The organism is Paenibacillus liaoningensis, assembly GCF_059609455.1.
In genome coordinates, this window is the sequence record NZ_JCAALU010000003.1 from 25,041 (window position 1) to 38,891 (window position 13,851).

Here is a 13,851-nt window from a genome sequence, read left to right on the forward strand (position 1 = left end):
GACCTCATTTGAAAATTGATAGATTTTTCATTGCAAATGTAACAAATTTTCAACAAAAAATGAATGTTTCAGTCTGAGCGCTGCTTCATGATATAACAGGATGCTAAATCATTCCATTCTAGAGGCGTTATTTCCTTTCTATTCCTTAACACGCAATAAAAATAAAGAAAGAGGAGCAGTATTTGCCCCTCTAACCATTCCATATTCATCATTTATGTTTGGTTCGTTTGCCAAAATAGCAGTGCCACGCACTTGCTGTTATCGCTCATTCCGCACATTAAGGTATATGCTTCTCATAGCGATGCTTCTCGCCTGTTGGATCGGTAATGACAATCGTCATATCCCATATATCGCCGACCGCAGGCACCGGGGCCTTCGACAAATATGTATATTTGTCAAAGCCTTCATAGCCGTAAGGATCAGGCCCTCCCTTATTAAACGAAAAAGGAATGTCCTGCACCTCTCCCTGCCCACTATCACCTTTCGCCTGTACTTCTATTTGTGTTGGAGCGCCCATGCCAGTCGGCAGCCACACATCAAGCTGATAAGCCTGCTCTTCAGGCTTAATTCGCATGGACATATGGGCTTTATCGCCCATCACATGCCAGTAGACAGGTTCAGCGTAGACAGGCTGCTCTGGCGGCGCGGTGGAAGACAGCATGCCAGCCACGATAAAAGCGGCAAGCGCCAGCAGCGCTTCTATACGCACCGCCTGAACAAATGGATGAGCGGAGCTGTTGTCTGCTGCACCTTTTCCCAACCCTGCTGCCAAACGCGGCATTAGGGCAAACCGGTGGTAAGCCCCAATGCCGATAACGGCAACCAGCAGCAGCGTTTTTAGCAGAACCAAGCGGCCGTAACTGCTGCTTGCAAGCTCCGTCCAAACGTTAAGCCGCTGCAAGGACAAGATGATGCCTGTAGCTGCCAGCAAAATAATAATCGGCAGCGCGGCCCGCGAAAATCGCTTGATCATCTCGTGCAGCGTCTGCTGCTGTTCCTCGACACTTGGAAAACTAGCCTTCAAGGTGGCGCTAATAATAGCCATCAGACCACCAAACCAAATCGCCGCCGTCCAAATATGCACAATATGCGACAAAACCGCTGCCGAAAACAACGGGGAGGCATTGGCATGGCCCGTTAATGGGTAAAGCACCGTCAGCAGCAAGGCCATGAGCCATTTCAGCGGCGCTACCCAGCGTTCATCGCGCTGCGGCGCATAAGCCAGCAGCAGCATAAGCGCCGCCAACGCCGGCCGCAGCCATGCTGCGCGTCCCACCATCGTCGCGGACAAAATCTTTTGATACAACGTGCTGCCGCTGCCCATATCGAATGCGCTTAGCTGCTCCGCCAACAGCCATACGTGGACAAATCCTGTGGCGCCAAGCGCTATTCCCGCACCTATAAATAAGAGGCGCTCGCTTCGCTTGCTAAGCAGCTTTGGAATCGCTGAGCCATCAGCGCGTGACCAAAGCACATATCTGGCATATAAAAAAGCGACCATGCAAGCTGCTGCAATGACCTCAATAACTCGCAGAAGTGTATAAATAACCGTCCGCCAATCAGTCTGATGCTCGGCATTGTGGTCTCCCGAATGGCCGATCATATTGCCGTCCGCATCCATTTCCATGTCGGAATCGGCTCCATGAACGTCTGATCCATGTTCGCCAGACATGGAATGCCCATGCGATGCATCCGCTGCTTGCGCCGTCTCGCCAGAGGTTGAATCCCCTTCCGTCGCAGCAGGCGAATCGGTTGCAGTGATAGACGGATCAAGACCCGTTGCAGCTTGCTGCTCGCCGTTAGCCGATTCAGCAACATCACCGTTTGCCGATTTCCCGTCGCTATTTTCAGAAGAGCCTTCCGCCTCATCACTTCCTGCGGATGCTTCGCCGCTCCCGTCCCCAGCCGAGCTGTTTTGTTCCCCCAGCCCCGTTGCCGAGCTATTGCCGCCAGCTGCGCTGCCAGTGCCTGTTTGGCTGGAGACGGCCGAACCTTCAGCTGCTCCGGCCCCTGAATTCGCTTCGCTTCCAGTTGCTCCGCCGTTTCCTACGCCAGCACTTGATGATGGACTCGTCGAACTGCTTCCGCCGCCATTCGTCTTGCCTCCTGACGCTCCGGTTCCGGCAGAAGAGCCTCCGCCTTTTACCGTTCCATCCGCGGCGTTGCTGCCTCCTGAGGAACTGCCGCTCCCCGCTGTTCCGCCAGATGCCGTGCCTCCCGCACTGCTGCCGTTAGCGGCACCGCCCCCCTGCGAGCTGCCGCCTTTACCTCCCGTGGTGCTGTTGCCACTGCTGGAGCTTCCGCTGCCCGGCTGTCCGGCTGCTCCCGATGAAGCGTCGTTGCCCTTGCCAGAGCTCCCACTTCCGGCACCACTCGGCGAGGCTGATGCGCTTGGCTTCGCCGTTGCAGCCGGTGACGGCGAAGCAGCCGGTGACGGCGAAGCATTGCTGGCGCCGCCGTCGAGCGAGATCGTATCGCTCGGCTTCGTCGAAGCGAGCGGCACGCCGACCGCAAAGCGGAAGGAACCGTCCGTGACATGTGTGTCCACGGACAGCACCTGCCATTTCACCTTATAAATACCGGGCGACAGCTTCGGAATCGTATACACGAGCCATCTATCCTTCTCCGCAGACAGCTTGCCTTTAATCGCATTGCCTGCCTCATCCTCCAGTACAATCCGGCTTAAATCCGGATCAAACTCTTCCGTATACTGGATGCGAATCGATGAAGGAGATTCGCTGAGCTCGGCATCCTGGAGCGGAGTCGAACGCTCCATATTCGCATGCGCGTCCGCAAGGGCCGGGCTGCAAAGCATAAACAGCAGCAGCGCCGCCAGCGCTAGCAGGTTTATTTTTAACTTATGAGGAATCATTCGCCTCTCCTTCCTTCTCATGCAAACAGAGCCGCCTAATGATGGCGACCCCGCTATGCGTGAGCAGTGCTGCGCTTTTCGGGCAGCTGCTTTCATTTGATGTTTCATGGCGGGCAGAGCACTGGGGCTTGCTGCCGCTTAAAGCCAAGCCTTCTATTTTTTCGTGTAAATCAGCACAGCTGCACGGGTGTCGCCAACTGCTGGCAAAAACTCGACAACCGCTCCCGCTTTCTCTGCTGTTTGACGCAAGGAAGCGGGATTTTTGCTGCTGTAGCTTGGATCAATATACTGCTTCAGGAAATCAGCGCTGGCGTTCGTTGAGCCTTTTACTACGGTCAGGCTGTCGCTGGATACGAGCTTGCCATCGACGTAGACATAAGGAATGGGACTGACTTTGCCTGCGGGCAGCTTGACGCCTGCATTTTGCACCGTGTAGGTCATCGTTGCCGTATAATTGACCTTCGTATATTCGCCCTCTTTGCTCTCATCCGTAGACGTCGAAGCACGCAGCAAATAATAGTCGGCTGCTCCCGTTTTATAAGTCACATAGCCATTGTCATCCGTTGTCAGCGTCTGTCCTTCGGAGTTGCTGCGGCGAATGAGCGACACTTCGGCATCCGCTACCGGCTTGCCTTTCAGCAGCATTTGCACCTTTACTTCCTGCCCTGGCAGAGCAGCTGCCGGATTAAATTGCGGTACGAATTCCGCACGGTCAAGGCTCACCGGATTTGCAAAACCTTTCAGCGCGCTAACCCGCGCAATAAGAGGAAGATCGCTGATCGCGACGAACGATTTCGCGCTGCGCATCGAGCGGCTGAGCGAGGTCGTGCTTACGCTGTCCGATTCGCCCGTCACGATATAAGCTCCGGGAGATGCCGCCGAGAAGGAAGCGACAAAACCATTGTTTACGGCTGGCTCCGTCTCTGTAGCTGCTTCACCTGTGTAAAACCGCGTAGACGTAATGTCCGTCTTCACGCCTGCCGGAGAAGTCACATAAACCTTTGAGCTGTCTACGCCCCATTGGCCGGTAATGCGATAGCTCTTGTGATCGTTCGAGTGGTTGCCGAAAAGCAAATCCACGTACGCAACCTCACCCTGCGCAATAATCGGCGCATTCGTCTGCGTCCAGCCGTCATGGGCGAACGCGGTCGCCGATACGCTGAACGTTAGTACTGCGGCAAGCGCTGCTGCTGCCAGTTTCTTTTTCCAAATGATCATTAAAATAGCCCCCTGAGCATCGATATTGGATAACTAAATCCTATTATATCGGCCTGCCCTCAGGGAAAGAATGACTACAAAGGGCTATTCTGCATCAGCTTTGCGACCAAGCTGTGAACCTTTGATGACGGATCGCTGGCACTGGTCAAGCATTAGCCCCTCATTAGAAGACTATACCCTTATTAGAAGACTATAAGCTCATCGCATGAGCTGAGCTCTAGTCCCGCAAATACCCTTGCTCGAACGCATATTTCGCCAGCTGCACACGGTTGTCCAGATGGAGCTTTTGCAAAATGTTTTTCAGATGATTTTTCACGGTATGCTCCGAAATCATCAGCATGCCGGCAATGTCCCGATTGGCCGCCCCCTGCGCCACACAGCGCAAAATTTCCTGTTCACGCGCCGTGAGCGGACTTTCCTCGGCCTGCTGTCTGCCCGCACCTGCAAGGGCGAACTCCTGCAAAATCCGCTGCGCCAATTCCCGTGACAAAGGTGCTTCGTCCAGTGCAATGGCCTTCAAATATTCGCGCCAGGCGCCGGGATTTAAATTTTTGAGCAAATAGCCCTGCGCGCCCTTCTTAAGCGCCTCGAACAGATGCGTAATATCATCCGATACGGTTATAATCACGATTTTCACATAAGGGTAGCGGGCTTTAATTTCTTTCGTCGCTTCGAGCCCGTCCATCTCCTTCATATTAATATCCATCAATATCAAGTCCGGCATCAGCTGCTCGGTGAGCGCAAGCGCCTCAAGCCCGCTGCATCCCTCGCCGACGACCTCAAACAAAGGCTCCGCCTGCAAAATCGCCCGTATGCCCTCGCGCGCATGATGATGGTCATCCACAATCAATATTCGAACCGGCTGGGTCATGCCCTTCCCTCTTTTCTCATTCTATCTAGCTTTGCAACACTGCCGCACTTTTCTACTTATATATTGTACACCTTTATTGTCGCTGAAAATAACCCGCTTGAACATGGCTCGAACGGGCTATGCCATACCTTGTGAAAAAGTTCACAATTCCGACCTTGTTTTCAGGCATCGAATGTTTTATGATAATACCAACAACACATTGTGAATCATTTCACATTAGACATTATGGTTGTGAAAACATTCACATATACTCGAGGAGGCCCTACTATGAAGGTTACCGTTATTGGATGTACACATGCAGGAACTGCCGCAATTAATCAGATTATCAAGCTCCACCCTGAGGCGGAAATTACCGTTTTCGAGAAAAATGACAATATTTCCTTCCTGTCGTGCGGCATCGCCCTTCATGTCGGAGGCGTCGTCAAAGATCCGACCAAGCTCTTCTATGCTTCGCCTGAGCAGCTTGCCGTAATGGGCGTTCAAACGCATATGCAGCATGAGGTGCTGAACGTCGATACCGATGCAAAAACCGTCACCGTCCGCAATCTGCTGACGAATGAAACGTTTGAAAACAGCTTTGACAAGCTCGTCGTGACAACGGGCTCGTGGCCGATTATTCCAAAGCTCGAAGGCATGGAGCTTGAAAATATACTGTTATGCAAAAACTACAATCACGCCCAAACGATTATTGAAAAAGCGAAATATGCGGGCCGCATTGCCGTCATTGGTGCGGGCTATATCGGCATCGAGCTGGTGGAAGCGTTCGAGCAGCTTGGCAAGCAGGTTACTCTGATTGATAATATGGATCGCATTTTGTACAAATATTTGGATCAGGAATACACCGATGTGATCGAAACGGATCTCGCCGCCCATGGCATCGAGCTTGCGCTTGACCAGACCGTTACGGGCTTCAAGGGTACAAACGGAGAAGTGAAACAGATTTTGACGACCAAAGGCGAATACGAAGCTGATCTTGTCATTATGTGCATTGGCTTCCGTCCTAATACGGAGCTGCTGAAGGGCCAAGTCGATATGCTGCCGAATGGCGCCATTATCGTCGACGAATATATGCGCACCAGCAAGCCTGATGTGTTCGCAGCCGGAGACAGCTGTGCGGTTATGTACAACCCGACTGGCCAGCATGCCTACATTCCGCTCGCTACGAATGCGGTCCGGATGGGAACGCTTATCGGCAAAAACCTGCTGCAGCCGCGCGTGAAATATTTAGGCACGCAAGGAACGTCGGCCATTAAGCTTTTTGACTACAACATTGCATCGACGGGCTTGACTGAAACAGCTGCACTTGCTGCTGAAATGAATGTGAAAACTGTCACAATCATTGAAAACTACCGTCCGGAATTTATGCCAACGTTTGAGGAGGTCACGCTAAAATTCGTTTATGAAGCGGACAGCGAGCGTGTCGTCGGCGCACAAATTTTATCGAAAGCCGATCTGACGCAAATGATGAATACGATGTCGGTATGCATCCAAAACCGCATGACGATTGATGAGGTTGGCTTCGTCGACTTCTTCTTCCAGCCGCATTACAACAAGCCGTGGAGCTCACTTAACCAGGCAGCGCTTCAAGCAGCAGCGCTTGCCCCTGCTGAGCAGGTGGAGAAGCAAGCCCAGCCAGCACGTAAGGCTGACCCAGCCGCTGCGGAAGCACCGACGGCACCTGTCAGCCCAGTGAAATAACAATTCGTACCGATATCTCCACTCAATCTTCCATTTTCCTGTATGCTTTAGCAAGGGATGCCCCGAGCCTAACGGTCGGAGACATCCCTTTTCTCCTTCACAATTACGTTAATTGAACAAGCTGTACCTTGCTCCTAAACGGGAAAAAACTTAACCATAAAATTTTCACGTTGACTTGAAGGTACATCGCAAATATAAAAAGTATTTGAATCATAATAATCTATTCTAGAACCATTTTTGACGTCATTATATTTCGTAACATCGTTTCCATTATTAATATCAATAGCCATGCTGAATTTAATATCATTATTAATTTTACCATTTACGCTCACTTCAACCTCCATATATTTACATGAGCCAAACCATTTCGTCGAAAAATTACCGCTTGTGCGACTTCTTTCATCATTTAAAACTGTATTACTGGATACAACAACAGCGATTGGTCTGTTCATGATTCACACCCCTAAATTTAATGGACTATTTTCATAAAAATTCATTTTGAATTATTTAGTTGACATAAGGTTTAAATGTAATCATAAAATTCTTATTCGCTGGACATCTAACCTCACAAATGTATAACGAGTTACTTCCTATATATCCCACTTGATAGTTATTCTTCACATCACGAGCTCTAACAGGATCACTGCCACTTTTATCTTCGGCAATATTGAAAGTTATCGTATCATCAATTTGACCATCGACCGTTACTTCAACCAACATGACATGGGCACCTCCAAACCATTCCGTAGAGAAGTTTCCACTTGAACGACTACCTTGCCCTGCTAAAGCATGTGGTTCTGACACAATAATCCCAATAGGCCTTTCCATAAACGATCCCTCCTAGTTATAAGCTTCAACCATTTAATGAAATTAATGCCATAAATACCATATAGGTACCAATTGGCATATATACCCAGAGTATGCTATAGGTATCCAAAAATAGAACAGTAAGTCCTAGTTGGGACATCATTTCATCAAGAACTCCAGCGAACGGCTGCTCCTGATGCAGTAGAGACACAGGCTGCTCCGGCTGTCAAAACGATCTAACAACCTGAGATGCTTACGATTAAAATACAGCAAGGGCTATTCCTGGAACTAAACGTTCCGGGGATAGCCCTTGTTTTATGCTTTAAGCAGCATACGGATAACGGAAGGATAACGGTTGGTGATTGTTGTTATCCCTTTTTCCAAACCAGTTTATTATGAATCTTGAAGGGAATGAGAACTAGAAAAATACCCGCTAATACGAATGCAGCTCCATAAATAACAAGCGATTGTGTGTTTAATGGGACATCAATACCTAATTCATTAATAACCATATTTTCACTTCTTGTCTGCAAAAGCATCAATTTTATGCCACGATATCCAATATATAATCCGGCGAGACATGCAATCATTTTGATATAAAGCCAGGACCTTCGCAGTTGCGCTGATTTAATTTCATCGATGTACAGCCAATAACCAATTACATTGAATAAAGTAAAGATGACAAGCCATTTCCATTTCTTTTGAGTATGATTGACATACAAATTTGTAGTTGCCCAGACGATAAAGAGCAGCCAATATAAAATAAGCAGTCCACAACCTACTAAATAAAATTTATCTGAAAATTTCCATAGCATCACATCAACAGCAATATCTGCATGGCTATTCTTGCCTTGAGCCTGCAATGAATATTTATAGTTGTTCGTAAACCAAATGCCGTTCGGTGAAGAATTTGCAAATTCCCCATAAGAATCGATAGGTGTACTCGCCGGATAAATATATTCATAAGGATACTCTAGACTTGCTTTGCCAGCAGGAACCCGTTTAAACCCGATTGCCGAAATGCTCGCATTATTTGTCAAAATATCGGCTAGAAGCTCCTCCGACATTTCCTTATCACTATTAGCGAATATTTTTACCTCATCAAAAACCTGATTTACTTTATTTTGTGAAATATTGTCGTTCCACATGCTATATAGAAGTAAAATAGCGGAGCCTAAAACACCAAGTATAACAATGAGCGCTAAAAATCTACTTGCTCTCGTTCGGCGAATCACATCATTTTCGGTTAATTCCTTCTTTAGTTTATCTACATCGCCGAATTTTTCAAAGGCCGTTCGAATACTCTCTTCCAAAGAAAGACCCTGGCTTTGCAATTCACCTATGGACTCAAGTAAGTGGACACGCATTTCTTCCTTAAGCTCTCTCACATGAGCGGTATCCCGTACATTTTGGTATAGCTCATCAATAAATACATCAACTTGCTTCATTATTCGACCCCTTCCAAAAAAGTGGAAAGCACTTGATTAATTTCAATCCACTCCTGTTTTTTCTGCCTCAATCGCTCTACGCCTTCAGAAAGAATTTTATAATACTTCCTTCTGCTTCCCCCCGACTCGCTATCATTCCAATACGATTCAATAAGCCCGTTTTTCTCCATTCTTTTCAAAGACAAATACATCGTTCCTTCTTTTAATTCAAATTGTGATTTATGATGAGCCATTTTAGCCATCTCGTATCCGTACATATCTTTTTCAAACAGCAACGAAAGAATAATAATATCGATATACCCCTTCAAAATCTCTTTCTCAATTGGCAAAAGGTGTCACCTCCTAAACTGCATTATATATTTATATACATTGTTATGCAAGGTAGTTGCTCCGAATAGGCACACCTTCCGTTTATCCTATGAGCAGCAAGAGAAAAAGCACCCCTTCACTCTCATAGAGAGAGGACAAGGGGTGCTTCGATTAAGGTTGGTAATACGCTCTAAAGTAAGCGCCTGAGTCAGTCGTGAGGTGGACTGGATCACGGTATTTTTTTAGATAGGTACCAAAGGTCCAAAAGCGTCTGACGCTGTCTTTAGTAAAATAAGTGGAAGTAGCCATCGGAACGGTAGTCAGCCCGTTTTTGTCCATCGTTTCGGGAGCGAGACGGCTGAATTTAAAAAATCCGTTCCCATTCCCATTGCCAATGGCGTTGTAGAAGCCCATAAGATCCATTTTCTCCGCATGGGTCTGGATCGTCATTTCCGTGAAGGCCATGTAAACACTATTATCAAGCTTGCGCCAAGTTGCAATGGAATCGGCAAAATAGTTCGCATAAACACCCTTCGCTTCCCCTTTGCCCGTCACGGGAACATCGACGAAAATCATTCGGTGAAGCTTGGCCGTAGCGACCTTCTTGGCCTTGATAGGGCTGTCGACCACATCGGCAAAGGAGGTAAACGGCATTCTGCTCCCCTCAACCTTCAAAGTAGCATCCTCGTGTGACAATATCAAATTCAAATCCTTCTGGCTAAGCTTGCTCGGATCCTCTACCCCAAGATGCGGCATATATCCTGTGTCATATGCATCTGCTATCGCATCCTTCAGGCTCATCCCCAGCTCCTCCAGCCTAACGAACTTGTAGCGCTTGCTATAGCCATTTACAAAATGGTGATAATCCAATCCTATGCCCGGAATGCGCAGATAGGGCTCCAAGGTGCTGACATCAATGTGCTGCTCCAGGTCAATCCCCGCGCTTGCAACAGCTTCAGGCTTGTAGGTTCCGTCATTGTTAAAATAGGTTACTCTTTCGTATTTGAATTTCGTAATGCTACTCAGATTGCTGCCGGTTAGTCCCACTTCCCGCAGCTCATTTAAAGCCTGATAACCTTCCGCTTTGGTGCCCTCCACTCGCTTATAGCGGAGCAGACTGGCCGCCAGCTCAGCCTTCGAAACGGGATAAGCGGGCCGAAACGTGCCATCCTGCATCCCTGTAATAATGCCCGTTCCTCGAATAACGGCGATGTACGGAATTTGCTTGTCCGCAATGCCGCCTTTATAAGTCTCAGGAGTAGGCAGCAGCGTATTCACCGTATCCGCCAACGCTTGCTTGAAGCTTTCGTCGGACACCGCAAGTCCGCTAGCCATCCATTTCATGATTTCAAAGCGGGTCACCGCCTTGTCAGGCTGGAAGCCTTTGGGGTAGTCATTTTTCGCAATCATTCCAAGGGCAACGAGCTTGCGCACATCGCTGCGGCTGCTATGCTTGTCCAGATCAGGAAATACCGACGCTACATCCGCCATGTCAGGCTTTGGCAATTGGGTAACCCGGCTCAGCATGCTGGCCGCCTCAGCTCTTGTAAGGGCTTTATCCGTTTTAACGGATGAGCTTGCGGCAAACTCTTGAACAACCGCTCTCGCCGATACCACTTGCTCCCTAGGCAAATAAACCAATGACATAAGCAGAATAACCAACCCTGTTACACTGATACGATAATAAAATTTAATAATGATGATTCAATCCTCTCAACTTTATAATGTTATAAAAATAAATAAAAAGCATAACCCCAAAATGATTTTCGTCTAGTTCTTTATACCCTTCACATTCATTTCATTCATCCAATTCTACCACTATATAGGTGTTTTTTATAGTTTAAAAGTAGGACAACCTGCAAATTAAAAATCAGCTATCAATCTATTATTTGTGTTAGTTTATATTACATAAATATGCCGCAAAATAAAAGCGAGCTAGCGAAAAAGACAAGCATTTATACGTGAAAGTGCTAAAACCAATTGGAATTCTGAAATAACTTTTATAAAACCGTCATTTCACCCCATTCAAAAATAACTGTTGACTTGTAAAGTGCTTTTAATTTACTATTCATGTTATAAAACATAACAAACACTTTCGTTTGACTGATCCGCCTTAGAAAGGAGATGTTCCCAGTGGGGGTAGCAAATGAACTTGATATTTATATAGCCATTAAAGATGCCATTATTCAGCAAAAGCTGCGCCCTAGCATGCAGCTCGTCGAGGAGGTTATTGCCGAATCGTTCGGAGTCAGCCGCACGCCAGTACGCAATGTACTCCGCAAGCTGGCAGGCGAGAAGCTTGTGACGGTGATTCCATACAAGGGAACATTCGTTGCATGCCCTACGGTCGATGAGGCCAAGGAAGTTTTCGAAATGCGCAGAGTCATTGAAGCTTCCAGCGTGAAAAAAGTAAGTGGAAAGCTGACCGCCGATCAGCTCGGACAGTTAAGCAGGCTGCTTGATGAAGAACATCAGGCCCATCACAACGGCGATCCTTTGCTCGCCCTGCGGCTCTCGGGCAACTTCCATCTCAAAATCGCCGAGTTCACAGGCAATAATTATTATTACCGCTATTTGGAGGAGCTTATATCGCTCACCTACGTGATCATCGCCCTATATGGCATGAGTAAGCATATGCATTGCAGCGATCATCGACGATTAGTGCTTTTAATCGAGCAAGGCGACGCGGAGCAGGCGGAACGTTTGATGACCGAGCATTTAAAGGAAATCGAAGATACGCTCCAGTTCGAAGAAAAGGGAACGGCTCCTCAGTCCTTAAGCGAGGTTTTCCGATTGGCAAACGGTCATTACGCCAGTGCGAAAAGCTGAGACGGCAGGCCGATCATTTTTTTTGCACAGGATTGTATCCAATCTTGGATTTCATATTGGATGGGATACCTTCATAAATGGGATACAACAAGGGACATGTTTGGTAGAAAGCGAGGGATAGCGATGAAGTTGATGGTGCGAAATGCAGGAAAGCGTTTTGGTGAACGGACGATATTGAAAAATGTCGATTTAACGGTGGATGCTCACGAGTTCGTATGCATTCTTGGACATAGCGGCTGCGGCAAATCTACGCTGCTTAATATGATCGCCGGCTATTTGCTGCCTGATGAAGGGGAACTGCTCGTGGATGGCGAGCTAATTCGCGGCCCTTCCAAAGCTCGCGGCATGGTTTTTCAAGATCACGCTCTATTCCCTTGGTACACGGTACTTGAAAATATAAGCTTTGGCCCGGAAGTCCAAGGAGCGGGAAAAGCAGAGGCTAAGGAAGTCGGCAGACAGTTTTTAGGTCTCGTTGGCTTGGAGAAATATGCGGATCAATACCCAGCCGAATTGTCAGGCGGGATGAAGCAGCGGGTAGGCATTGCCCGGGCGCTCGCAAGCTCCCCCGATATTTTGCTGATGGATGAGCCTTTCGGGGCATTGGATATTTTGACCCGCGACATGATGCGCAGAGAGCTGCGCCGCATTTGCGAAAAGCTAAAGCCCACTACTTTGTTCGTGACACACAGCATAAGCGAAGCGATTTATTTGGCTGACCGTGTTGTCGTCATGAAAAACGGTGTCATTGCTGATGAATTTAAGGTCGACCTTCCGCATCCCCGCACCTTCGATATGCCCGGCTTCGGCGAGGCTATGCAGCGAATCGAGCACGTATTGATGGAGAATGAATTGGAGGAGGCCGTACAATGAGCGAGACATCAGGTTCTTTCACAGCCGAGGGGGCGCAAGCGGGCAAGCTTGGGGCACATCAGGCCGTACGCAGGTTGAAGGCTAAGCCTAGCTCCAGCTTTATGCGAACATCGAATTTCGTTCCTTATCTGGCCTTTTTCATTCTATGGGAAGTTTTTTCTCAAATAAATATGAAAGCGGCACTGTTCAATCCGCTTTTTCTCCCACCCCCTTCACTCGTTATTAGCGATGCTTGGGCACTTGCGCAAACGGGCCTTCTCTTTGAGAGCTTGCTATCCAGCACTTTGCGTATTGCGGCTGGTTTTGTTATCGGCTGTGTGCTTGCCGTTTTCATCGGCGTATTAATGAGCAAGTTTCGTCAAGTGGAGCGCTGGATGTCTCCTCTGCTGAATTTAGTAGGTCCGATTCCGGCACTCGCCCTGCTCCCTCTGATCATTATCTGGTTTGGAATCGGAGAATTTCCGAAGGTTCTGCTCATTGCCTGGACGACGTTTCTTCCGGTATTAGTGTATACGGTAGACGGGTTCAAAACCGTCCCTTCTACCCTTATCCGTTCGGCGATGAGCCTTGGCGCTTCGGAACGGCAAATTTTCAGAAGAGTGCTGCTTCCCTCCGCCATTCCGAGTTTCATCGTAGGCGCCAGAGTCAGCCTTGGATTGTCCTTCTCCGCCCTGATCGTTTCCGAGATGATGGGTGCCAAATCGGGGCTCGGCTATATTATTGTAGACGCACGGAATTATTTTAAAATTTCCAATATGTTCGTTGCCATTATTTTTATTGGCTTGATTTATAGCATCTTCTCCGTCTTGCTTAAGCTGTTGGAGAACAAGGTTCTTAGCTGGCGCAAAGGAGGGATGAGCGAAGCGGTTGAGAAGTAGCACGCACATCTAGGGGAGCTTGATCCGCTTTATGCGGCTGGCAGAATCGAG

Annotated in this window: 12 protein-coding genes; 4 read left to right on the plus strand and 8 right to left on the minus strand. The window is 48.1% G+C overall.

Features of this window, described 5'->3' with window-relative positions:
- Nucleotides 1-277: 277 nt before the first annotated feature.
- From AC6B99_RS04720 to AC6B99_RS04730, 3 genes are all read right to left on the minus strand, one after another.
- Entirely contained in the window at nucleotides 278-2,872 is a 2,595-nt protein-coding gene (locus tag AC6B99_RS04720) for a copper resistance CopC/CopD family protein (RefSeq protein WP_496662870.1), read from the minus strand.
- Nucleotides 2,873-3,025: 153 nt separating this feature from the next.
- Complete coding sequence (locus AC6B99_RS04725) at nucleotides 3,026-4,090, minus strand: DUF4198 domain-containing protein (RefSeq protein WP_494862367.1); 1,065 nt, start codon at nucleotides 4,088-4,090, stop codon at nucleotides 3,026-3,028.
- A 217-nt stretch (nucleotides 4,091-4,307) separates the two neighbouring features.
- Entirely contained in the window at nucleotides 4,308-4,961 is a 654-nt protein-coding gene (locus AC6B99_RS04730; protein ID WP_494862369.1) for a response regulator, read from the minus strand.
- 267 nt (nucleotides 4,962-5,228) lie between these two features.
- Here AC6B99_RS04730 and AC6B99_RS04735 point away from each other — a divergent pair, with 267 nt between their 5' ends.
- Entirely contained in the window at nucleotides 5,229-6,659 is a 1,431-nt protein-coding gene (locus tag AC6B99_RS04735; RefSeq protein ID WP_496662871.1) for an FAD-dependent oxidoreductase, read from the plus strand.
- Between the two features lie 134 nt (nucleotides 6,660-6,793).
- Here the strand turns inward: AC6B99_RS04735 and AC6B99_RS04740 are convergent, their stop codons facing one another.
- The 5 genes from AC6B99_RS04740 to AC6B99_RS04760 all read right to left on the minus strand — a co-directional run bounded on the left by AC6B99_RS04740 (nucleotide 6,794) and on the right by AC6B99_RS04760 (nucleotide 10,870).
- Entirely contained in the window at nucleotides 6,794-7,111 is a 318-nt protein-coding gene (locus AC6B99_RS04740) for a hypothetical protein (RefSeq protein ID WP_056037344.1), read from the minus strand.
- A 55-nt stretch (nucleotides 7,112-7,166) separates the two neighbouring features.
- Nucleotides 7,167-7,487, minus strand: coding sequence for a hypothetical protein (locus tag AC6B99_RS04745; RefSeq protein ID WP_056037347.1), 321 nt, complete (start codon nucleotides 7,485-7,487; stop codon nucleotides 7,167-7,169).
- Between the two features lie 347 nt (nucleotides 7,488-7,834).
- Nucleotides 7,835-8,914: a permease prefix domain 1-containing protein gene (locus AC6B99_RS04750; protein ID WP_056037350.1), complete on the minus strand. Its 1,080-nt coding sequence runs from the start codon at nucleotides 8,912-8,914 to the stop codon at nucleotides 7,835-7,837.
- Nucleotides 8,914-9,243 carry a PadR family transcriptional regulator gene (locus AC6B99_RS04755; RefSeq protein ID WP_056037353.1) on the minus strand — a complete coding sequence of 110 codons (330 nt, stop codon included), beginning with the start codon at nucleotides 9,241-9,243 and terminating at the stop codon, nucleotides 8,914-8,916. Before AC6B99_RS04755 ends, AC6B99_RS04750 begins: the two co-directional genes overlap by 1 nt.
- Nucleotides 9,244-9,394: 151 nt before the next feature.
- Nucleotides 9,395-10,870 carry an S-layer homology domain-containing protein gene (locus AC6B99_RS04760; protein WP_496662872.1) on the minus strand — a complete coding sequence of 492 codons (1,476 nt, stop codon included), beginning with the start codon at nucleotides 10,868-10,870 and terminating at the stop codon, nucleotides 9,395-9,397.
- 486 nt (nucleotides 10,871-11,356) lie between these two features.
- Here AC6B99_RS04760 and AC6B99_RS04765 point away from each other — a divergent pair, with 486 nt between their 5' ends.
- The 3 genes from AC6B99_RS04765 to AC6B99_RS04775 all read left to right on the plus strand — a co-directional run bounded on the left by AC6B99_RS04765 (nucleotide 11,357) and on the right by AC6B99_RS04775 (nucleotide 13,800).
- Nucleotides 11,357-12,052, plus strand: coding sequence for a GntR family transcriptional regulator (locus AC6B99_RS04765; protein WP_496662873.1), 696 nt, complete (start codon nucleotides 11,357-11,359; stop codon nucleotides 12,050-12,052).
- Nucleotides 12,053-12,175: 123 nt separating this feature from the next.
- Nucleotides 12,176-12,922 (plus strand): ABC transporter ATP-binding protein, encoded by a 747-nt coding sequence (locus AC6B99_RS04770; protein ID WP_056037361.1) that lies wholly within the window; start codon nucleotides 12,176-12,178, stop codon nucleotides 12,920-12,922.
- A complete protein-coding gene (locus AC6B99_RS04775; protein WP_496662874.1) occupies nucleotides 12,919-13,800 on the plus strand; it encodes an ABC transporter permease in 882 nt (293 codons plus the stop codon). Before AC6B99_RS04770 ends, AC6B99_RS04775 begins: the two co-directional genes overlap by 4 nt.
- Nucleotides 13,801-13,851: the final 51 nt, after the last annotated feature.